The sequence below is a fragment of the Paenibacillus physcomitrellae genome (assembly GCF_002240225.1).
Classification (GTDB): domain Bacteria; phylum Bacillota; class Bacilli; order Paenibacillales; family Paenibacillaceae; genus Fontibacillus; species Fontibacillus physcomitrellae.
Window position 1 is genome coordinate 2,730,631 of record NZ_CP022584.1, and the last position, 20,142, is coordinate 2,750,772.

A 20,142-nucleotide genomic window follows, 5' to 3' on the forward strand; every position below is an offset into this window, starting at 1 on the left:
TCTGCATAAGCGCCAGGAAAGCCGAACCGGGGACAAACGCATCCCCGGCTCGGCTTAGGACCTGCTTTCCTTGAACTAGACATCATTTCTTACTAGCCTTAATCCTCTGGCTGGGCGTCACTATGTCCATTTTCACCGTGATCACCCCTGTTTTCCGCCGGGACCTTTCCCTCCATTTCCGTTGCTGCCGTTATTCCCGTTGTTGCCATTGCTTCCGTGGTTTCCATGATTGCCGTTCCCGTTATTACCGTTCCCATGATTCCCGTTATTCCCCTTGGAAGTGGAATGAGGATTGGGTCCTTCACCCTCGTTCGCCACGTCGAACTCCAGTTTATCGGCCAGCAGCATTTGGCCGGATGTCTTCACAACCTTAACCGTATGAGTGCCGGATTTCAGACCCGACTTGCTAAACAACGGCTGTTGAGTCTTGCGTACGCTGCTGTAGGCATCCGCCGTGCCCTTCAGCTTGCCATCAATGTAAACTTCCATCTTGCCCAGCTCCGGTCCGGTTGGACCGATCAGGCTGATGCCGGTGCCCTCGAAGGTGTATTGATAAGAATCGCCGTTAGCTTCCGTAACATGCACATCGTCCCGGTAGTCGCCCCTGAAAGCGAAAGTGAGACGCAGCGATTCAGTTTCGGCTGCATGGGCGGCCAGATAAGCTTTGCTGATCGTCACTGTGCTTCCATTCACCGTGTAATCCTCGCCTGCTGCCAGCGGCTGTGAACCGTTATAAACGCCATCCAGATTGCCGATGTCTGTCAGCACCTGAACACTAATATCTTCTTGGGCATCTGGGTTCGTATTAAATTCAAAAGAAGTCTTCGATATGACATCAGGCAATTGAACCTTGATGGCATCCACCAGCATAAACCGGCCTGATTTCTTGACTCCTTTCAGCGTATGCGTACCTTCAGGCAGGCCCGACACTTGGTAAACGACCTGTTGGGCAGAGCGTTCAGCCGCATACGTGTTAGCTGTTGCAACCTGTTGGCCGTCCAGGTAAATATCGACATCTCCTTGGGATGGATCCAATTCAGTAATGTACTGAACCCCTACTCCATCAAAGGTGATTTCGAAGGATTCACCGTTATTTTCACTATAGTGGACATTATCCATATAATCTCCGAAGCCGCGTCCTCCGTTGGTGGACCAGCCATCCGAATAGTAGATGCTCGAATCATCATCATTCAAGATCTGGTACCGTTCGGTCATGGACGAATCGGTTACGGTTACCTCCAGACTTGCGCTGGCTCCGGCCGAGAATTTGAAGGTCAACTCAGTAACCCCTTGAGGAAGTGTGGACAAATAGGCTTTACTGATGACTACTCCAGCGTCTCCTACTGTGTAATCGACGTTTGCTTCCAGGCTGCTGCTGCCGTTCCAGATGCCAGCCAGCTGATTGCCGTTAAGCTGCAGGGTGACCGGCAGATCGGCCTGGCGGGAGGCCCGCTTGTCAAAGTCGGCCTTCTCTGGACTGATCTCGCTGTTAGCGAACGCCTGCACCACTTCGATTGGAAGCGTCTGTGTGACATCCCCGTCAAAGTGGAAGGTCAAATTCGTCTGCCCTGGCTGCCGCTGCTGGAGATAAGCTCTCCGCAGGGTGACCGTATCCCCCGTCACGGTGTAATCCGTTCCTCTGACCAAATCTGTATCCCCATTGGAAATACCCGTGAAAGAGTCACCGCCCAAGGTCAGGGTCACCGGCAGATCCTTCGGATCATTTTTGTCAAAAGTAGCTGTGTTCTCCGCAAGCAAAGAATCCGTCGTGACCTTGAAACCATCCACGATCAGATAACTGCCGCCTTTCATGACCCCCTTCAGCGTATGAGGCCCGTTTGGCAGACCGGATACCTGATAGACAGAGAACTGTCCAAGATGAGGGGAACCGTTCGCACTGACCGTCTCCTTGAACTCTCCGTCCAGATAAATATCAATGTCGCCGCCGGATTGATCCTGCTCCGTCAGGAACTCAATGCCTGTGCCCGTAAAGCCGTATTCAAACGTGACTTCGCCATGTTCTCCGTAATGCACGTCACCTTTATAATCGTTCCATTCGGCGGATCTGCCCGAGCTGTAGCCCCAGCTGCCGCTTCCGGTATCCGCTTCCTTGCCGTATACAATCCGGCTGTCCGTATCGTTGATGTACACCACTTGAGAGACTGTGGGGTTTGCCTCTGAAGCGGCACTTTGCTGCGTATTCGCTTCATCTGCAGCAAGAACAGCATTAGCAGCAGCTGCAGCTGTATCGGCTGCATTTGTATCGACATTAGCTGCATTTGAATCGACATTAGCCATCTCTGCCGTCTGAACCGACGGTGAATCCGTAAAGTCGATCACCGCATCCTGGCTGCCCTTGGTGAGTTCTTGCCCGCCGTTCCGGGTCCAGCTTCCGCTGTAGCTCACGCCGGATTCATCATCATTCACGCTGACCTTGCCGTTTAATGCCGTCACCTTGAACAGTCTGGAGGCATGCGGCTCAAGCGTGATGTCATCAAGACCTGTCGCAAAAGTACCCAGATCGGTATGGCTCCACAAATCACGGACCGAAGCGCTGCCGCTCAAGCCGATCTCGTTCCAGTCCACCTTCATCTGAGCGGCCGAGTCAGCCAAGTTAAACAGAGCAACACTGAACGTGCCGTCTCCATTGTTCGCATACCAAACCTGCTGGTCGGTATCCATCGACACCGGATGTCCAGGATGACCAGCCTGGTTAACCGCGATAACCTCCGGATTGGTCAGCAGGCTGAGTCCGTAGCTGTCCAGATTGGTCATATCGTTGCCGATATAGAGCTGAGCCGACGATACGGCCCAGAAGGTCATTGCCGTCTTGCGTTCATCCGGCGTCAGGCCGTCCATCGACCCGTTGCCGACGTTAAGCGAATCAAAGTCATTCCAGCCGCCGGGACCGGCTTCACGGGCCCATTTTGCTGCGTCCGGGAAGAGGCGGGCAATATTTTCCCACTTCGTTAACGTGGTACCCGGTCCGTCATAGCTTTCGATGTCCCATTCGATGCGCCAGCCCTGGGCGTATTTCTTCCAGGTCTCCACATAATTGATATCCAGCGCCCAAGACAGCTCAAGCCAGATGTTATAAGGCTTTAGCGCCTCGGAGAGCACTCTGACATCATCGCGCGCGTCGATGGAAGTATTGTTAATGCCCGACCCTGGAGTGACGCTGTCGAACTTCAAGAAGTCGATGCCCCATTCTCCAAACTGATCAGCTACAGACTTGATATATTCCTTTGCGCCCGGCTTCGAGAAATCAATTTTGTAGTCAATGCCCCAGTAGTCTGCGGTTCTCAAAGGCAGGGCTACAATATCCTGTGCATGGTAAGGCGTGCCGTAGATCGGCAAATTCTGATCGTACACTTCCTTGCCCAAGCCGGGGATCATGTAGAGCCCGATCTTCTGTCCGTTGTTATGAACGTAATCAATGACATCCTTGATCCCGTTTGGATAGAGGGACTCCTTCGGCTGCGGCCGGCCGTATTCATCAAAGCTGCCATTCCAGCCAGCATCGATGTTGATATACTTATATCCATATGGTTGAAGCTTCTCATGCATGGCGTCGGACTGTGCCTTAATCCGGTCTGCCGACACCCAGTCGATCCCATTCTCGTTGTAAACCTGAAGACTATAGCTGCTCCAGCCCATCAAAGGCTTTTGAGCCAGTCCGGCCTCTTCCGTCTGTGCGGCTTCAGGCTCTGGTTTTGCGGCTTCACTGCGAGGTACACTCAAACCAAATTGCGCTACGGCGACAACCGTTACGAGGAACAAATTGCGCAGCTGTTTCATCCCTATTCTCAAATCTGCTCAAGCTCCTTCCCTCTTGTAAATATGAAACGCTTACAAAATTTTGGGTCAAGGCCTATTATAGAGAACACATTTGTTAAAACCTATGGATTTATTTATGACTTTCAGTACAATCTTCCTCTTTTGCCCCTGAGTTAAGCACAACGGGAACATGAATCAGCACGGTCGTGCCTTCTTCGCTTTGACTGTGCAGCGATATGCCGTAACGGTCGCCATGCTGCATTTTGATCCGCCGGTTCACATTGGACAAACCGATGCTTCCCTTCGGGTTGGGCGAAAGGCTGTTCATCTTGAGCAGCGCATGAATGTCCTCCAGCTTGTCCGCATCGAGCCCCTGGCCGTTGTCATGGACGGTAATGAACAGATCCCCGTCCTTCTCCTCAGCCCCAATCGTGATCTGTCCTTTGTAACCGATGGAGCTCATTCCATGCACGAAAGCATTCTCTACAATCGGCTGTAAAATAAACCGGATGATCTTGTAAGAGAAGAATCGTTCATCCACCTCAAAAGAAACCTCCACCCCTTCTCCGTAACGGGTGTTCATAATCTTCAAATAATTGTGCAAATATTGCAGCTCCGCCTCAAGCGGAATAAACAAGGCATTCTCTTTATAAATGGATCTGACGAGATTGCCCAGCGTTGTAATGGCTTCGACGATACTGGTTTCCTTCCTTACGATGGCAATCCATTTGATCGTATTCAAGGCATTGTACAGGAAATGCGGGTTGATCTGGAACTGCAGCGCTTCCAATTCGAGCTGGCGTCTGCCCTGCTCGATTTTTTTATTTTCCCCGATCAGCTGTTCGATGCTTAAAGACATATTGTTGAATCTCCGGCCGATCACGCCCAGCTCCGTCCTCGGCGTATCGTCAAGCACAACTCCCATCTTCCCCATTTCCATTTCCCTCATCGCCCGGACCAGATGGGTAAGCGGTCTTGTAATCCGGTAGATCCAGTAGGTGGAGAGCATGAAGGCAAGCACGATGCTCACCAGCATAATCGTAATGATGACCTGCCGCAGAATCGAAATATTCCGCAGAAACTCCGTCTCCAGCGTCTCGTTGATCAGCGTCCAGCCGGTACCTCCGATCCGGTAGTAGGTAACTTGCGTGGTTTGTCCGTTGTTCTTCGTCATAAAGCTGCCGTAGGAACGAGACCGGTCAATCTGATCAGCGAAGCGGACGACGGTGTTGATCGCTTCCGGTTCCGTGCTGGACACCGTCCTCCCCTGATCATCGACCAGGTACTGGGAACCTTTCAGGTTCCAGTCCCCGTTGAAGATTGGACTGAAATCGGCCTGGCGGATGTTAAAAACCAGCACGGCAGAACGGTTGCTGCGGCCAAGCACATTGACATTGCGGGCCATCGTAATCAGCGGAACTGACGGTTTGAAAGCATAGATCCGGTTTAACGTTTCGAACTGCTGGGAGTCATAACTGCCCTCCCACAGCAGGCCGATCCCTTTCTGCGTGATGTCCCTGTAGAGACTGGAGGTATAGAAAGGGATCTCGTCCTGATTTGTGCTGTACCAGCTGCTGCTGCCCGTTGTCGCCAGCGCTTCGCCATCCTTGCTGTAGAGCGATATGCTGTACAGATAAGGATATGTGCCCAAAATTCCGTCCATCATCTTGATCACCTCGTTCGCCTGGTTAATCCGGTCTGCCCGCTGATCAGACGGGTTATCCACGAAGCTTTGCAGATCCTTGTTGATCGTGAGCAGCTCCGCCACCTTCTCTGTTTGGTCCCTGACATTCTGGATGTTGTATTCCGACTGTCTGAACTGCCGGACAAGCAGCTCCTCGGACTGATTCTTCAGAATATACAAGACGCTTTTGTAGACGAACAAGGAGAACAGACAGATAATGAACAACGTCATAATCAGAAACGAAGCGGTCAGCTGGGTCTTCAGCTTGAAATTGAAATTACGGTCGCTCCGAAAGAGGTTAAGAATTCTCATAGGCGCTTACTTCCTTGCTGAGCACTTTTTTCTTCCGGAACTCCAACGGGGAAACCCCGGCATACTTCTTAAAAATGCGGCTGAAATAAGCGCTGTCCGCAACTCCGACATTTTCGGCGATCTCATAGGTTTTGAGCGAGGTGTTCAGCAGCAGATCTTTCGCTTTCTCGATCCGGTATTCCGTCAGGTATTCGGTTAAATTCCGCCCGATGCTTTTCTTGAAGAGCAGGCTTAAATAATTGGGGCTGAGCCGGACGTAATCCGACACTTCTTTAAGTGTGATGTCCCGTCCATAATTCTGCTGAATAAATCGTACAGCTTTCTCCACCTCGACGCTGACGGTCCGGACCATATCCTTCATTTTGGAGGCTTCCTTCAGATGCTTCTCCCACTCCTGAATGCAGGTCTCAATGGTATAACATGCTCTAATCCGCTCTGCTTCGGAGAGCTCCAGCAGCTCGGCATGCTCCTTCGGAATCTCCAGATACGCATAAGACCAGTTGATCAGTTCAATGAACATCTGACGCCATGCTTCCTCACCGGCCAGCGGCTGACCCAGCCGCTTCGCCATTTCCTGCTGCAAATCTTCCGCATAGCGGCTGCCCATGCCCTGCCAAAGTGAGCAGCTTTGGAGCATTTTCCGTTTCCATAACAATTCCAGATCTTCGCTGCACCACTGGGAGGCGAACTTCAGAAAGCCGTCGGACAGAAAGCGGTTCTGGACAATAGAACTGCACTGCTCATACATCTGGCGAAGCATACTCCAACCGGGATAAACCCGGCTGACGCCCATAAAGACCGGGATATCCAGATAGGAATGCATGGCCCGGACAATGTTGTCGAAGACGTCGCGGATATGGCTGTAGATGCCCCCTTCCGAAATATCCGCAGGATAAGTAAACAAAATCAGGTAGTGATTGTCGCTGTCATGAAAGGCTTCTCCCGCGTGATGTTTATTCACGATTTCATCCAAAATGTTGGAGATTGTAAAATGAATCAGCTCCCCGCGCTCATCCTGGAAACGCTTTAGTAAACGGGAATAGTGACTGGTCTCGAGCAGCGCGATCACCGTTTGGCCGGACTCAATGCGTGGATCGACCTGACGCAGGGCCGTTTCCAGATCCCCGCTTGCCGGGAAACCATAGAAAATATTATCCTTGATCAATTTCCCCTTCAGCATTTTCAAATTTAAGGGATGATTTAACGGCTCGGGCACGGCTCGCTTTCGCTGAAGCAGCTCCTTATGCACCTCGCGGAGAACGTGCTCCATTTCGTCCAGGGACATGGTGAGCTTCAGTATATAACCGGACACTTTAAGTCCTGCCGCCTTACGGGCATATTCGAACTCTTCGATACAGGACAGGATGAGAATCCGGATCTCTGAATTCTCCTCCCGGATGGTGGAGATCAGCTCCAGGCCGTCCATGACGGGCATCTTCAAATCCGTTACGATCAGGTCGAGTTCTTCTGCCCGATATACATTCAGCGCTTCCCTCCCGTTCGCGACATCGGCGACGACCTCCATCTCGAACTCATGCCAGGGAATGGAATTCTTAAGCCCTACTCTCACCAACAGTTCATCTTCGACGATCATCACTTTAAACATGCTGCAGCCCTCCTGCTCCTTGATCGGTCCATTCGCTATAGCCTCATCATAACACTGTAACGCTTTAATTTAAGCACCAAAATACCGGCCCGCATCCGATGCAGGCCGGTATTTGATTTTAAGTGCAGAACTTAACCGTTTGTTCCGGCGGTCAATTCATTATAGGTTTGCAAGCCTTGCTCGTAGGACGACTTCCAGAAAGCGTCGACTTCCTCGAAACCGGCTTTGTTGATTAGACCCATAATCCGGTCTTTCTGCTTCTGGAACTCCTCATCGCTGTCCGTCATAATCGCTTTCGGAATTTCACGGATCAGAATTTGTTCAATATTGCTCTCTTTCTTGGCCAGATCGTCGCTGCCCTGAGGCTGCAGCGCCGGCATGGCCGGGATGAAGGACGAGCTGAGCGGTTTGGCTTTACCCTCTTTGACGAGATTATCCCATGCATCGCCAGGGAACTTGCCGCCGTAATGCTCGCTGTATTCCTTATCCAGCGGAGTCAGCTTGGTCTGGATGAACTTGTCGGAGTTTCTCAGATCCACATAAGCACCGTCACTAGGATCGATGGCGCTGCCGCCGATTCCCGTTAATTTGCCATACAAACCCACGCCTGTTTTGGCTGCGAAGTTCGCATCGGTCGTCATTTGCTGAATAATGTCATCTTTGATTTCCGGCTTGCCGTTCTCTACATCCCAGTGAACACCTTGTACTCCGTTAAGCAGCAGGCGTGCTCCTTCATAGGTACGGAAGTAGTTCAGGAATTCCATGGCGCGTTCCGGGTTCTTGCTGCTCTTGGTAATAATGATCCAAGGGTCGTTGTCGCCGACGATCGATTGCAGGCCGTAAGCCTGGTTGGTGGCTCCGTCGACTACTTGCGCTTCAAAGCCTTTATCATCCTGGCCTTTGGCCCGGAAGTAAGCGTTGGCAGCGTCGATTTCCCAGCCCATATGGATGCTCAGTAGCTGGCCGGCTTTCAGCTTGGCTTCATAGTCGCTCATTTTCTGCGTGAACATATCGGTATCCAGGATTCCGGCGCGGTAGGCCTTGTTATAGAACTCTACGCCTCTCCACAGCGGACCGTCCGCAGCAAATCGGTGCACGTAAGAGCCGTCCGGTTTGGTGACGGTATTCTTTGTATTTTCCGTCCAGCCTTCTTCATAAATGAATGGAACGTGATAAGACCAGAGGCCCCAGTCCGTCCAGCCGGAGATGCCGTAAACCTTTTTGCCTTCATCGGTCTTCGGATGTTTCTTCAGCTCATCGGCAATCATCGGAATCATGTCGTCAAAGGATTTGAGCTCTGGATAACCCTCTTCCTTATACAGGTCCCAGCGGGTGTACCAGGCCACGTTTGGCGAATAGGTCACATACTGTTTAGCGTCCGGAACAACGTTAATCGGCAGGAAATAATAATTTCCGTCTGTATTGTCCAGACGTTTATTGATCACGTCAAGCGCTGACTTATATTTTAGAATATCCTGTCCGTCCTTCTCCAGCAGATCGTTTAATGGCATGGCCAGATTGCCATCCATGGCCGCTCTTCCCTGCTCAGGCGGAACAATCATGATGTCCGGCAGGTCGCCGCCGGCGAGCATAACCTTGATCTTCTCCGGATCACTGCTGATAATGTCCATGGTGACGCCGGTCTTCTTTTTGATTTCATCAGCCACCGGATTCTTCTGAATGCCCGGAGCCCCCGAAGAAAACATCTGGTCGGTGCTGATCGTCAGCGTAATCGGCTCTTTGCCTCCGGTGGAATCATCACCGCCGGATGCGCTTACATTTGTGGACGAATTGTTCGAAGCCGCGTTGTTTCCTCCTCCGCAGCCCGCGATAACCAAAGACAAACTGGTCAGGACAACCGCCAGCGAAAATATGGAGTACTTCCTTTTCTTCATTTTGCACGTCCCCCCTGTATTTACAAATTATTATATACACAGCCGGGTAAGGGCTGTACATACCTCTGGATGGGAATATGGACCGGGCCGGACCGCCAAAGGCGCCCTGGGGCCCTTAGTCCTCTATTCCGAAGAACTCCTGCATTTCTCAACTCTCTCAAAGCTCTCGTAAATCGTTCATACAATTTCTCGCAACTCTTTCACTGATCCTCAGCCCTTCACGGCGCCCAGCATAATGCCTTTGACGAAATAACGCTGGAGGAACGGATAAACCAGCAGAATCGGCAGTGCTACGAGCATGGTCGTTGCCATCTTGATCGATTCCGGCGTCAGCACAACGTTCTGGGCGTTGCGGGTAATGCTCGCCGCATCCATAGTGGCCAGCGCGTTCGCCGAATTCAGGTATTCATACAGAATCAGCTGCATCGTCTTGAGGTTCTGATTCTGGACCAGGAAATAGTTATCCATCCAGTTGTTCCACTGACCGACAGCGGCGAAGATCGCAACGGTAGCCACGATCGGCTTACACAGCGGGAATATCACTTTCCAGAACAAGGTCAAATAACCTGCCCCGTCAATCATTGCTGACTCTTCCAGCGCTTTCGGAATCTGCTCGATATAAGTCTTCATAAGGATGACATAATAACCGGAAACCGCACTTGGAAGCACATAAAGCAGGAAGTTATTGTTCAGGTGCAGCATCTTCATCGTGATATACCACGGGATCAAACCGGCGTTAATATACAGCGTCACGACGAGCAGACGGTAGACCAGCTTGCGCAGCGCCATCTCCGGTTTACTGATCAAGTAGGAGAACAGGCTGCAGCAGAGAATGGTCAGCATGGTTCCGACGATGGTTCTGGCTGCCGAAATAAAAAACGAATTGACGATGTACGGCAGCTGGAGAATGCTTTTATACGTTGTAAAGTCCAGGCCGGCCGGCAGCAGGAAGATCCCTTGGGCCACCTTGGCCGGGCTGCTGATCGAATAGATCAGCACGTAATAAAACGGGTACACGCAAATCACGACAAACAAGGCCAGCAGCAAGTAGTTCAAAATATCAAAGATACGAATGCGGGTCAGGCTCATTCCTTTCACTCCTTAGCTTTCTGCTTAGATCAGGCTGTCTCCGCGCAGCCGTTTGGACAGCTGGTTGACGGAGAACAACAGAATGACGCTGACGACGGTTTTGAAAATGCCGACAGCCGTCGCGTAAGGATAATCCCCCACGATAATCCCCATCCGGTAGACGTAATAATCCAGCACTTCGATTTTTCCGGCCACAAGCGGGTTATAGAACACAAAATATTGGTCAAACGAACTGGCTAACATGTTACTGATGTTCAGCAGAGTCAGAACCAGGAACGTCGGCATAACACCCGGAATGGTAATGTGCCAGATCGTCCGCAGACGGTTCGCTCCGTCCACCCGGGCCGCATCATACAGCTCGGAGTCAATGCCGGCAATCGCAGCGATGTAGATAATTGCGTTCCAGCCAAGCGTCTTCCAGATGGTCAGCATCGTTTGGAAGAACCAGGTTATGCCTTCATGGGCCAGCGGATCAACCGCCCAGCTGAACCCCAGCTTGCCGAATAACGTATTAATCAGCCCTTCGCTGGAGAAGAAAGCAAAAGCCAGCGAGTAGACGAGCACCCAGCTGATGAAATTCGGCAGCGTAGAGAACGTCTGCACAAACTTCTTGTATTTGCCCGAGCCGACCTCATTCACCATAATCGCAAACACAATGGCCAAGGGCGAGAACAACAGATTCAGAAAGTTCATGGCCAGCGTATTAATGAGGGCGTTGATTAAATCCGGTGAAGAATCAAAAAACTCCTTGAAATTGTCCAATCCGACAAACGGCGTCATCGAAAGCGGGATACCAGGCTTGTAATCAAAAAAAGCGTAAATCCAGCCGTAAACTGGAAAATAGCTGAACAGCAGCATACAGATGATAAAAGGAACCGCTAAGCCGAATAAATACCAGCTTTTTTTGCCGGACTTTTTGTTTTTGCGCCTCGACTGCGCTAACGTAAGCGAAGACATGTATGCTCCCCTCCTTCTTTATAGCTTCAGTATAAATTCGAGCCCCGGCCCGTTGAATGCAGGGAATTATGTCTTCTTGGATAATTCAACGACAATTTCGGTGCTATTATTTCTTTTTGAAATCGCTTACAAAAAAGTTGGACTTTATTATTATTCCTTGTGATTTCTACTTCTGTTCCTGCCTGATTTCTGCTCCTCTGACTCTTTCAAGATCGGGAAAAAGCAAAAAAGGCCCATCTGCTCCCAAGGAGCGGACGGGCCTTAAGACCTATTAGTCCGGCTGTCGGTAAACTATCCCGGACTTTAATAGCTTCAGCTTAATATTTCATTTCCGGATAAAGCGGGAAACGGTCGGTCAGCGCTGTAACGCGTGCTTTAGCTTTCTCAAGCGCAGCAGTGTCCTGCGGCGCTTTCAGAGCAGCCGCAATGATCTGGCCGATTTCGACCATGGCCTCTTCATCCATGCCGCGGGAAGTAGCAGCAGGTGTACCGATTCGGATACCGCTGGTAACAAAAGGGCTGGTTGGATCAAACGGAATCGCGTTTTTGTTCACGGTAATGCCGATAGAATCAAGCACATGCTCGGCATCTTTACCAGTGATGTTCAGGTTGCGCGTATCGATCAGCATCAAATGGTTATCCGTGCCGCCGGATACAAGGTTCAAACCTTCTGCAAGCAGCGTTTCCGCCAGCTTCTTGGCATTTTTTACGACATTTTCGGCGTAGGTTTTGAAAGAAGGATCCAAAGCTTCACCCAAAGCAACCGCTTTGGAAGCGATGACATGCATCAAAGGACCGCCCTGAATACCCGGGAAGATCGCTTTGTCGATCGCCTGCGCCCAAGGCTTCTTGCACAGAATCATGCCGCCGCGCGGACCGCGGAGCGTCTTGTGCGTCGTTGTCGTAACAAAATGAGCATGCGGCACAGGGTTCGGGTGAAGACCTGCGGCAACAAGACCGGCAATGTGAGCCATGTCTACCATAAACAGAGCGCCGACATCATTGGCGATGGAGGCGAAAGCTTCAAAGTCGATCGTACGCGGATAAGCGCTCGCGCCGGCTACGATCAGGCGGGGACGATGCTTGAAGGCCGCTTTGCGGACTTCTTCATAATCAATTGTAAAGCTGTCTTCCTGCACGCCATAAGCCACAAAGTTGTACAGCAAACCGGAAGCGTTAACCGGGCTGCCGTGCGTCAAGTGACCGCCGTGAGCCAGGTTCATGCCGAGTACGGTGTCGCCAGGCTTCAGAGCTGCGAGGTATACAGCCAGGTTAGCCTGTGCGCCGGAATGCGGCTGCACGTTGGCATGCTCGGCGCCAAACAGCTCTTTGGCGCGGTCGCGGGCCAGATCTTCCACGATGTCTACGTGTTCGCAGCCGCCGTAGTATCTTTTGCCCGGATAACCTTCCGCATATTTGTTCGTCAACACGGAGCCCATAGCTTCCATAACTGCTTCGCTGACAATGTTCTCGGACGCAATCAGCTCAATGTTGTTGCGCTGGCGCTTCAGCTCCAGGTTCATCGCTTCCAGAACCGCCGGATCTTGCTTTCTCAAATACTCCATCATGCCAAAAATCCTCCCTGTATAGATAAATTAAATAACTTCCCATGGTCAATCAAAATTCTAAATTCCAAAATTCAAATCTAAATCTAAATTTAAATTTAAAAGCACAAATCCAATTTCAGGCCAAGCCGCAAAACTCTCCGCCGTCTTAATCGCAGAGCTGCTCGCCGTCCGTCTGGGGAAGGCGATAAACGGCCCGCTCCCCGCCAATCAGCTTGGGACGGGTCATCGCCGCGTTGACTCTCGCCTGTCCGACATACCGCCGGGACAACCGGAGCGGAACCGCTACCCGGCGAAGATGCATACCGATCAGCGTCTCCCCGATATCCAGCCCGGCATGGGCTTCCATGCTTTCTGCCAAGCAAGGCTCGGCAAACTGCAGATAGGCTTCAGCTGCCATCGATCCCCCCGCTGTACGTACCGGGACCGCGCTCACTTCTGTCAAGTTTAAGCGTTCTAACACAGCCCGTTCCACTACCAGCGCCCGGTTCAAATGCTCGCAGCACTGAAAAGCCAGCTCGAAGCCGTATTGTGAGCGGATCTGTTCAAATCCCTTATATAGCTCAGCTGCAATTTGCTGGGCACCGGCAGTTCCGATACGCTGACCGGCAATCTCACTGGTGCTTGTGCCAATGACAACCACTTTTCCCGGCCCAAGATTAGCCGTTTCGGCAAGCTCCTTCAATACCTCGGCGGCCTGATCGGCCAATTGGTCCAGCTGAAAGGTTGGTTCCACGATGATACCCCCTAAATTCCGGCGGATTCGCCGTTAATGGTCCAAGGGACGAACCCTACTTGAACCCATTATATAATGAGAGCGGACCAACTTCCACGCAGGCAGCCGGACTCCCTGCACGCCGGAAGTATCTTAGAGTTCTGCCTGATCAGGAACTGACCGTCGGTAAAAATGCAAAAAAGAGCAAAACGCACATTCGTGCGTCATGCTCTTGCCCAGGCGACCGGCCGTATATTCCGATGCTCCACCGTGGTTTCATCCACATCCGTCGCCAGTTACACCGGAACTGATCTTGTTGCCTTTAGCATAAAGCATAGCGGTCAGAATTGCAACTTGGAAAAATTCATAATTAAAGGTTGATCAGACTTCTAACAGCGTCAATAACGGCCCCGGGCCGATGGATTTGAATGGCTTATTCCTCACAGGTGTCAGCAAAAAAAGGACTGTCTCAAAAGGATATATCCAAATGATCCAGTCCCAAAATCGGAACAAAAAACCTCCAAGCCACTGTAAAGTGGAGTTGGAGGTTTTAATTTTTTTTAAAAGTCGAACTTCAGCGAGAACTTACTGAACTTATTGACCTTACTGAAATTACTGAAATTACTGATCCTTCTGCTTCTGCTGTTTCTGAAGCTTGCTCAGGAGCTTCTTCAAAGCTTCCCGAATTTCCGCCGCTGTTCTCTCATAATCCTCCCGGTTACCACCGAAAGGGTCAGAAATATCATAAACAGGTATACGGTACTGCAGCTCTGTAATTCTCCGGGAGTCTTCCTCCGATACCTTGCCTCCCAAAGCAGCCTGCAAGGCTCGCTCTGCAAGCAGCCCGTCCAGTTCCTGCAGTTCTCCTTCGGCATTATCCCGCTCATCTACATATTCTTTCAGCACAAAGGTTTTGGCGGCAGCATCCGGAAAAGCATAAAGCAGCTGTCTTTTATGACCCTGTGTCAACGTCAAAATGACGTCCGCCCACTCGACCAGTTCTTCGCTTAACGCGGTTGAGGTCAGACGATCCGTAATTTGATGATCTCTGAGCACGGCTTCCGCATGTCTGGTCATGGACATTCCGGGGATTGCCGCGACTCCCGCAGATTTGACCTCTGCCGGCAGACCGGCCTCAAGCGCCATCTGTCTGAACATGCCTTCGGCCATCGGACTGCGGCAGGTGTTGCCTGTGCAAACAAATAGGATACGCATAAGTCTCCCCCCATTTTTCTGTAATTATATTTATTGTATCAAAAGATAAAGAGCAGACCAAACGCCAGCAGAATAGCCCCGCCAAGCGCTTCCCCGTAATCGCCGAGATTCTTCCCTACACGGCTTCCCAGCCAAAGTCCTATTACGGACATCAATCCGCCGAAAAAGCCGAAAGTCAAAACCGTCAGCAGCAGGCTGCTTCGGAACATGCCGAGCGAAACCCCTACGGAGAAAGAGTCCACACTAACGCTGAGTGCAAACAAAACAACTCCCCATAGTCTTGTATGGTCAATCGGCTTGGCTCCTTCCTCACGGAACGAGGCCCAGACCATATGGGCGCCAAGCAGAACCAGCAATCCTCCCGAAACATAACGCGCAATTGCTCCAAGCAGATGCCCTACATAAAGACCGGTGAACATCCCGAGCAGCGGCATCAATACATGAAAAATGGCGATCAGTCCGCTGATCCGGGCTATATCGAAGCGCCGTACGCCCTTCATGCCAATCCCCACGCTGAGTGAGAAAGCATCCATGCCAAGCGCTACGGCCATCACTGTTATCGTTACAAGCTGCCCAAACTGAGCAGTAGCATAATCCATGCGTGTACGCCTCCAAGTCTGCATTAGGGTTTGTACAACCATATGCGGACAAGGGGGCAATCATGACTTGCAGAGCTGTCGACAGACAGCGGACTTCCTTGTTCGAGCCATGTCAGCACGGGTCAAGTCAGTTCCGGTCCCAAGTCAAGATACCAGGCTTTAGCTCCAGCGGGCACGGCACCTAAAATAAATCCATTTGCTCCGGCGGCAGCTCGGAAGCTTGTTGACCCAGCAGTTCCATCATCATCCGGCCGTTGGGAGCAGCATCTCCGCCAGAGTTATTATTGAAGATCATGCAGATGTCCTTTACGCCTTTCTCGGAAAGGATTCCGAGCTTCTCGGCCCATTCGGCCAGCTCTTCCCCGCTATAACGGTATAAATAACGGACTTCCCGCCAATTCGGCGCTCCGCTTTGATTCCAGGCGGACGTGTTGCGTCCATGCATGCGGACGATGGCGAGTTCAGGGTCGGTGGGTTCCAGCACGGTGGGTACAGACCCTGCTCCTGCCTGCGGTTCATCACAGATGATATGAATCCACCCTTCTTCCCGCATGAACTCCAGTGTACGCTCCTTGTAATCGCCCAGAAACCAGCTCTGATGCCGGAATTCAAGAGCAACGGGCAGCTCTCCCATCCTTTTTCTAACGGCGCGAAGCTGTCTCACATGTTCCGGACTGCAGTCGAACCAAGGCGGGAATTGAAACAAAATAGCTCTGAGCTTGCCGGATGCCGCAACCGGACGAATGGACCTCAGATAAGCGTCGTACATCTCTCCGGCGTCCTGAAAGGGAATGTTCCCCCGCGAATGGCCCGTCATGCCCTGATAAGCCTTCAGGATAAAAGAGAAAGAAGCCGGCGTCTGATCGACCCACTTCTGATAAGTGTCCTGCGCGAGCACGGCGTAGAAGGAACTGTCGACCTCCACAACCGGAAAATGACGGGCGTATATCGTCAGCTTCTGGCTGGCCGGCGTTCGGGGAGGATACAGGACATCATGATCACCCCAGCCTCCAAGTCCGATGCTGATCACAGAGCTTCCTCCCTTCGTTCTAGGTGTGGGCTGTTAGAGAACTAAAAGCCAATAGGCGTAAATAAAAGTAATCTTGAAAAAGCATTTCCAGATAAAAACATTCCGAGATAAAAACATTCCCAGTAAAAAATATCCCCAGTAAAAAACATTCCCCGTAAAAAACATCCCCGGGTATTCGGCCAGCGGGCCAGCCTTATACGTAAATAACCTCATGGCCCGCCGCTTTAAGCAGGCGGTTCATGACGGCGGCGCCGAGCCCTTCCTCCGGGCAGGCCTCGGCCACCATAAAGCCGATGCCTTGCTCGTCGAAGCGGCGGAGCGCGGCGTACAGCCGGTGCGCCGCTTCGGCCAGCTCGGCAAGGCTGCCGAGCGACTGTACCGCGTCAGCCCGGTACAGCTCCAGGTGCTCGTCAAACGCGAGCACCCCGGTCCGTTCGCCGCGCGCGGCGGCCGCATCCAGCTCCGCCTGGATGCGGGCCGCAGCCTGATGCGCGGCTCCCTTGACCACGCACAACCGCCCTTTCGGGGCGTAGTGCGTGTACTTCATGCCCGGCGAGCGCGGCTGCGCCGGGACATGGGCGACCCCGCCGCCCTGAAGGGCGGGGTCGAGCGTGACGCTCGCCGCCACTGCGGCGAGCGCTTCGGCCGTGATCCCGCCTGGGCGGAGCACGGTCACTTCGCCGCCTGCGCCGCATTCGACCACCGTTGACTCCAGGCCCACCCCGGTGGGCCCGCCGTCAACGATGCCGTCGATGGCGCCGGCGAGATCCTCGCCCACGTGGCTTGCCAGCGTGGGGCTCGGCCGGCCTGACCGGTTGGCGCTTGGCGCCGCCACCGGGCAGCCCGCTGCGGCGATGAGCCGCAGCGCAATGTCGTGGGCGGGCATGCGCACGCCCACGGTGGACAATCCCGCCGTCACCTTCGGACTGACGGCGCCTTCGCGCACGGGCAGCACTATGGTCAGCGGCCCGGGCCAAAATGCCGCCATCAGCTTTCTGGCGGCCTCCGGCACGTCCGTCACCAGCTCCGTTAGCTGGCTTTCATCGGCAATATGCACGATGAGCGGGTTGTCGGACGGACGTCCCTTGGCGGCAAAAATCCGTTCTACCGCTTCCGTGGAACGCGCATCCGCGCCAAGTCCATATACAGTCTCCGTCGGGAACGCCACCGTCCCTCCGGAGGCCAGAAGCGCTGCGGCTTCTACAATCGCCGTCTCCGCCCCGCGGATTTCCGGCTCTTGCGCTTGTCCAGCCTCCGCCGCCTCCGACAGACTGCGGACATCCCAATAACAGGTAGAAACGCCTTCTCCATTTCCTTTCCCCGTATGCGGACCCATCTGCAGTTTGGAAGAACAAGGGTCCTCCGCGCCTTCCGGCGGATGCCCTTTTTGCTGAAATTCGTCTCTCATAAGTTAGTCAACTCATTCTTTCTTTATTGGTTAGAATCTGCATACACAGTCGTGAATAACAATCAACCTCTATTGTAGTCCGAATCGGAATATCCGTAAATCCGAGTCAAAAAGGGCCGCCCGGCAGAGCAGCCCCTATATTTTTTGCTATTATGTTGAGTTCCCATCCATTTCTCAGGCAAAAAGCCCGGTTACCCAGCCCCAAAACTGCTGCAGCATATCCCAAATGAAGAAATGTACCTCCGGCGCCTCGGCTTGTCCGGCATTTTGCTCCGCATCGCCCTTCGCCGCCCCGTTACTGGACGGGCTGTCGCTGGTCTTAGCCGATGCCGCAGAAGCGGTTTGGGTATCGGCGCTTTGGCTTTGTGCCAGGGCATCTCCGCTGCTGCCGTCAATGAAACAAAGAGGCGGAAAAAGCACACACCACCAGTTTTGGCCTTGCCCGGAGCCGAGTGTAATGCGAAGCGCTTCATAGTTGCCGGCCGGATAGACTTCGCCGCCGTACATTTTTGCCGGGAAAGGAACATTGCCAATCTCAACCTTATAACTGTAACTTTCGCCATTCGCTTTAAGAGTAGCGGCTACCTGACGTTCGACCTCCGGCAAATGCTCCCGGATTACAGCACGCGCCTGCTCCAGACTTTGCGGGTTGTCCAGCGTTTGAACCCAGCTGTTCATCTGGGCTACTACAGCGTCCCGTACCTTTCGTTTCACCAGTTGGTCAGTCGGATTATCCGAATCAGCCAAAATGCGCAGGCGGATCGATTCCTGAGGGATTTCGGTCTGTACAGCCGCAGCATCGGTCTTCTGATTGTCCCAGGACATCAGCAAAATCATGAAACAGAAAATCAGAAGCATCGCCGTCTTCGAGTGATTCCCTTTACCGCCGCGTTTCATCCCATTCCCCATTGAAACCGTCCTCCTCGCTGATCTCTTTTCTATCAGCCAGTATGCCCGGATTGCGAATCTATAAACCTATTAAATATGATTAAATATGATTCAAACCAAAAGGTTGTGGTAAAAGCAAGGGAGGTCACATTTTAAACGAGGAGGATACTTTATGAAGACTTACGGAAAATTCGGACTAATGATTGTAGTCTCGACCTTCATTATGTACGGGCTTATGTACTTAAATGTTTTTAAGCTCGATCATATTTTCTTCAGTGAAACCCGCGTGTATATGGCCCTTATCATGGGAGCCTCTATGGCGATTGTCATGCTTCTTTTTATGTGGAAAATGTATACCAACCGGAAATTGAATGCTGTCATCCTTGGCGCAAGCGCTGTTATATTTGGCGTATCCTTATGGCTGGTACGCAGCCAGTCAACAATAGAAGATGTGGCTTGGATGAAAGCTATGATCCCCCATCACTCCATAGCCATTTTAACCAGTGAACGTGCTCACCTGTCTGACCCGAGGGTTCAAGAGCTTGCCAACAGCATCAGCGAGTCCCAAACCCGGGAAATCAGCGAAATGAAAGAATTAATTAAAGAACTTCAAAACAAATAAAGCAGATTAACTAGCCTATTGTGGGACAACAGAGGCCCTCGCCGGTATTAATGCAATCTGGAAGGGATATCCTCGTTATGCCCGCCCTCAAGCTCTGAAAAAAGGGTAGGCGCCTGGCTGGCCGGAGCAGAAAGATTCAGCTGGGGAAAGTTTTGCTTCAAAAGCCTTTCCAGATCTCCCATCGTTACCGGCTTGGCTTCGGGCATAAGTTCATAACCAAACAAACCGTTATTCTCAATCGTTCCGAATTGGACAGATTCAATCCGTGAAATGCCTGCAGCCCGCATGCGTTTCTCAAGATCATCTACCGTAATCCGGAGCTTTTTTAAATGGGACTGAACCAGCCTGCCGTTCTGAATAACAACAACCGAGCCTCCCTTAAACACCTTTTCCCCTCCGTTCCACTTCAAGGTGATCCATTCGACCAGCACCAGTATGCCTAACAAAATGGCTCCGGAAACCAAGGCATTGCCTAATTTCCCGGAGATCCCCGAGCCCAAAACAGTTCCCACCATCAACAGAATCGCCACCTGTGGAATCGTCATTTGGGAAATTGATTTTCGTCCGCTTAATCGGAATAATAACAGAGCAATCAAAGCCAAAACTACCGATCTCCAAATTAGGTTAAAATCCAATTGTCTCTCCTCCTGACGTATGTTCAGAAATAGAAATCAAACTTTAGCTTCCCCCGACCTGCCTTCTTAAATGCACGACAAAAAAGCCGCTTGTCCACTTGGGTGATGAGCGGCTTTTTGTCTATGTTTTTCTTTTTTAGTTCAT

15 protein-coding genes and 1 riboswitch are annotated in these 20,142 nt (G+C 51.9%); of the genes, 1 reads left to right on the forward strand and 14 read right to left on the reverse strand.

Translation table 11 applies throughout. The features are described 5' to 3' along the window. Window positions 1-141 precede the first annotated feature (141 nt). From CBE73_RS12460 to spoIIR, 13 genes are all read right to left on the reverse strand, one after another. Window positions 142-3,810 carry a X2-like carbohydrate binding domain-containing protein gene (locus CBE73_RS12460; RefSeq protein WP_157739545.1) on the reverse strand — a complete coding sequence of 1,223 codons (3,669 nt, stop codon included), beginning with the start codon at window positions 3,808-3,810 and terminating at the stop codon, window positions 142-144. 97 nt (window positions 3,811-3,907) lie between these two features. Next, entirely contained in the window at window positions 3,908-5,773 is a 1,866-nt protein-coding gene (locus CBE73_RS12465; protein ID WP_094094486.1) for a cache domain-containing sensor histidine kinase, read from the reverse strand. Further along, the gene (locus tag CBE73_RS12470; RefSeq protein WP_094094487.1) at window positions 5,760-7,379 is read right to left on the reverse strand and encodes a response regulator transcription factor; all 1,620 of its coding nucleotides are present in this window, start codon (window positions 7,377-7,379) and stop codon (window positions 5,760-5,762) included. Before CBE73_RS12470 ends, CBE73_RS12465 begins: the two co-directional genes overlap by 14 nt. A gap of 131 nt (window positions 7,380-7,510) precedes the next feature. Next, on the reverse strand, window positions 7,511-9,274 hold the full coding sequence (locus CBE73_RS12475; protein WP_094094488.1) for an extracellular solute-binding protein: 1,764 nt from the start codon (window positions 9,272-9,274) through the stop codon (window positions 7,511-7,513). Window positions 9,275-9,484: 210 nt separating this feature from the next. Next, the gene (locus CBE73_RS12480) at window positions 9,485-10,363 is read right to left on the reverse strand and encodes a carbohydrate ABC transporter permease (RefSeq protein ID WP_094094489.1); all 879 of its coding nucleotides are present in this window, start codon (window positions 10,361-10,363) and stop codon (window positions 9,485-9,487) included. Window positions 10,364-10,387: 24 nt separating this feature from the next. After that, complete coding sequence (locus tag CBE73_RS12485; RefSeq protein WP_094094490.1) at window positions 10,388-11,320, reverse strand: ABC transporter permease; 933 nt, start codon at window positions 11,318-11,320, stop codon at window positions 10,388-10,390. 317 nt (window positions 11,321-11,637) lie between these two features. Then, complete coding sequence (locus tag CBE73_RS12490; protein ID WP_094094491.1) at window positions 11,638-12,888, reverse strand: serine hydroxymethyltransferase; 1,251 nt, start codon at window positions 12,886-12,888, stop codon at window positions 11,638-11,640. Window positions 12,889-13,033: 145 nt separating this feature from the next. Next, a complete protein-coding gene (locus CBE73_RS12495) occupies window positions 13,034-13,627 on the reverse strand; it encodes a TIGR01440 family protein (RefSeq protein WP_373286384.1) in 594 nt (197 codons plus the stop codon). A gap of 200 nt (window positions 13,628-13,827) precedes the next feature. Further along, window positions 13,828-13,910: riboswitch (ZMP/ZTP riboswitch) on the reverse strand. Between the two features lie 311 nt (window positions 13,911-14,221). Further along, window positions 14,222-14,815 (reverse strand): low molecular weight protein arginine phosphatase, encoded by a 594-nt coding sequence (locus tag CBE73_RS12500; RefSeq protein ID WP_094094492.1) that lies wholly within the window; start codon window positions 14,813-14,815, stop codon window positions 14,222-14,224. A 38-nt stretch (window positions 14,816-14,853) separates the two neighbouring features. After that, window positions 14,854-15,414, reverse strand: a complete 561-nt coding sequence (locus tag CBE73_RS12505; protein WP_094094493.1) for a manganese efflux pump MntP — start codon at window positions 15,412-15,414, stop codon at window positions 14,854-14,856. A gap of 181 nt (window positions 15,415-15,595) precedes the next feature. Then, a complete protein-coding gene (locus tag CBE73_RS12510; RefSeq protein WP_094094494.1) occupies window positions 15,596-16,444 on the reverse strand; it encodes a DUF72 domain-containing protein in 849 nt (282 codons plus the stop codon). A gap of 193 nt (window positions 16,445-16,637) precedes the next feature. After that, window positions 16,638-17,780, reverse strand: coding sequence for an L-threonylcarbamoyladenylate synthase (locus CBE73_RS12515; protein WP_094096285.1), 1,143 nt, complete (start codon window positions 17,778-17,780; stop codon window positions 16,638-16,640). 246 nt (window positions 17,781-18,026) lie between these two features. Then, on the reverse strand, window positions 18,027-18,761 hold the full coding sequence (gene spoIIR, locus CBE73_RS12520) for a stage II sporulation protein R (RefSeq protein ID WP_229752702.1): 735 nt from the start codon (window positions 18,759-18,761) through the stop codon (window positions 18,027-18,029). A gap of 151 nt (window positions 18,762-18,912) precedes the next feature. Between spoIIR and CBE73_RS12525 the strand changes: the two genes are divergently transcribed. Further along, window positions 18,913-19,362: a DUF305 domain-containing protein gene (locus tag CBE73_RS12525; RefSeq protein WP_094094495.1), complete on the forward strand. Its 450-nt coding sequence runs from the start codon at window positions 18,913-18,915 to the stop codon at window positions 19,360-19,362. 47 nt (window positions 19,363-19,409) lie between these two features. Here the strand turns inward: CBE73_RS12525 and CBE73_RS12530 are convergent, their stop codons facing one another. Beyond that, window positions 19,410-19,907, reverse strand: a complete 498-nt coding sequence (locus tag CBE73_RS12530; protein WP_174704719.1) for a DUF421 domain-containing protein — start codon at window positions 19,905-19,907, stop codon at window positions 19,410-19,412. Window positions 19,908-20,142: the final 235 nt, after the last annotated feature.

What these genes read in the sequence shown, in the direction of transcription:
- CBE73_RS12470 (WP_094094487.1), bottom strand. Translation starts at nt 7,379, where the DNA reads ATGTTTAAAGTGATGATCGTCGAAGATGAACTGTTGGTGAGAGTAGGG.
- CBE73_RS12490 (WP_094094491.1), bottom strand. Translation starts at nt 12,888, where the DNA reads ATGATGGAGTATTTGAGAAAGCAAGATCCGGCGGTTCTGGAAGCGATG.
- CBE73_RS12500 (WP_094094492.1), bottom strand. Translation starts at nt 14,815, where the DNA reads ATGCGTATCCTATTTGTTTGCACAGGCAACACCTGCCGCAGTCCGATG.
- CBE73_RS12465 (WP_094094486.1), bottom strand. Translation starts at nt 5,773, where the DNA reads ATGAGAATTCTTAACCTCTTTCGGAGCGACCGTAATTTCAATTTCAAG.
- CBE73_RS12480 (WP_094094489.1), bottom strand. Translation starts at nt 10,363, where the DNA reads ATGAGCCTGACCCGCATTCGTATCTTTGATATTTTGAACTACTTGCTG.
- CBE73_RS12515 (WP_094096285.1), bottom strand. Translation starts at nt 17,780, where the DNA reads ATGGGTCCGCATACGGGGAAAGGAAATGGAGAAGGCGTTTCTACCTGT.
- spoIIR (WP_229752702.1), bottom strand. Translation starts at nt 18,761, where the DNA reads ATGGGGAATGGGATGAAACGCGGCGGTAAAGGGAATCACTCGAAGACG.
- CBE73_RS12475 (WP_094094488.1), bottom strand. Translation starts at nt 9,274, where the DNA reads ATGAAGAAAAGGAAGTACTCCATATTTTCGCTGGCGGTTGTCCTGACC.
- CBE73_RS12505 (WP_094094493.1), bottom strand. Translation starts at nt 15,414, where the DNA reads ATGGATTATGCTACTGCTCAGTTTGGGCAGCTTGTAACGATAACAGTG.
- CBE73_RS12485 (WP_094094490.1), bottom strand. Translation starts at nt 11,320, where the DNA reads ATGTCTTCGCTTACGTTAGCGCAGTCGAGGCGCAAAAACAAAAAGTCC.
- CBE73_RS12530 (WP_174704719.1), bottom strand. Translation starts at nt 19,907, where the DNA reads ATGACGATTCCACAGGTGGCGATTCTGTTGATGGTGGGAACTGTTTTG.
- CBE73_RS12525 (WP_094094495.1), top strand. Translation starts at nt 18,913, where the DNA reads ATGAAGACTTACGGAAAATTCGGACTAATGATTGTAGTCTCGACCTTC.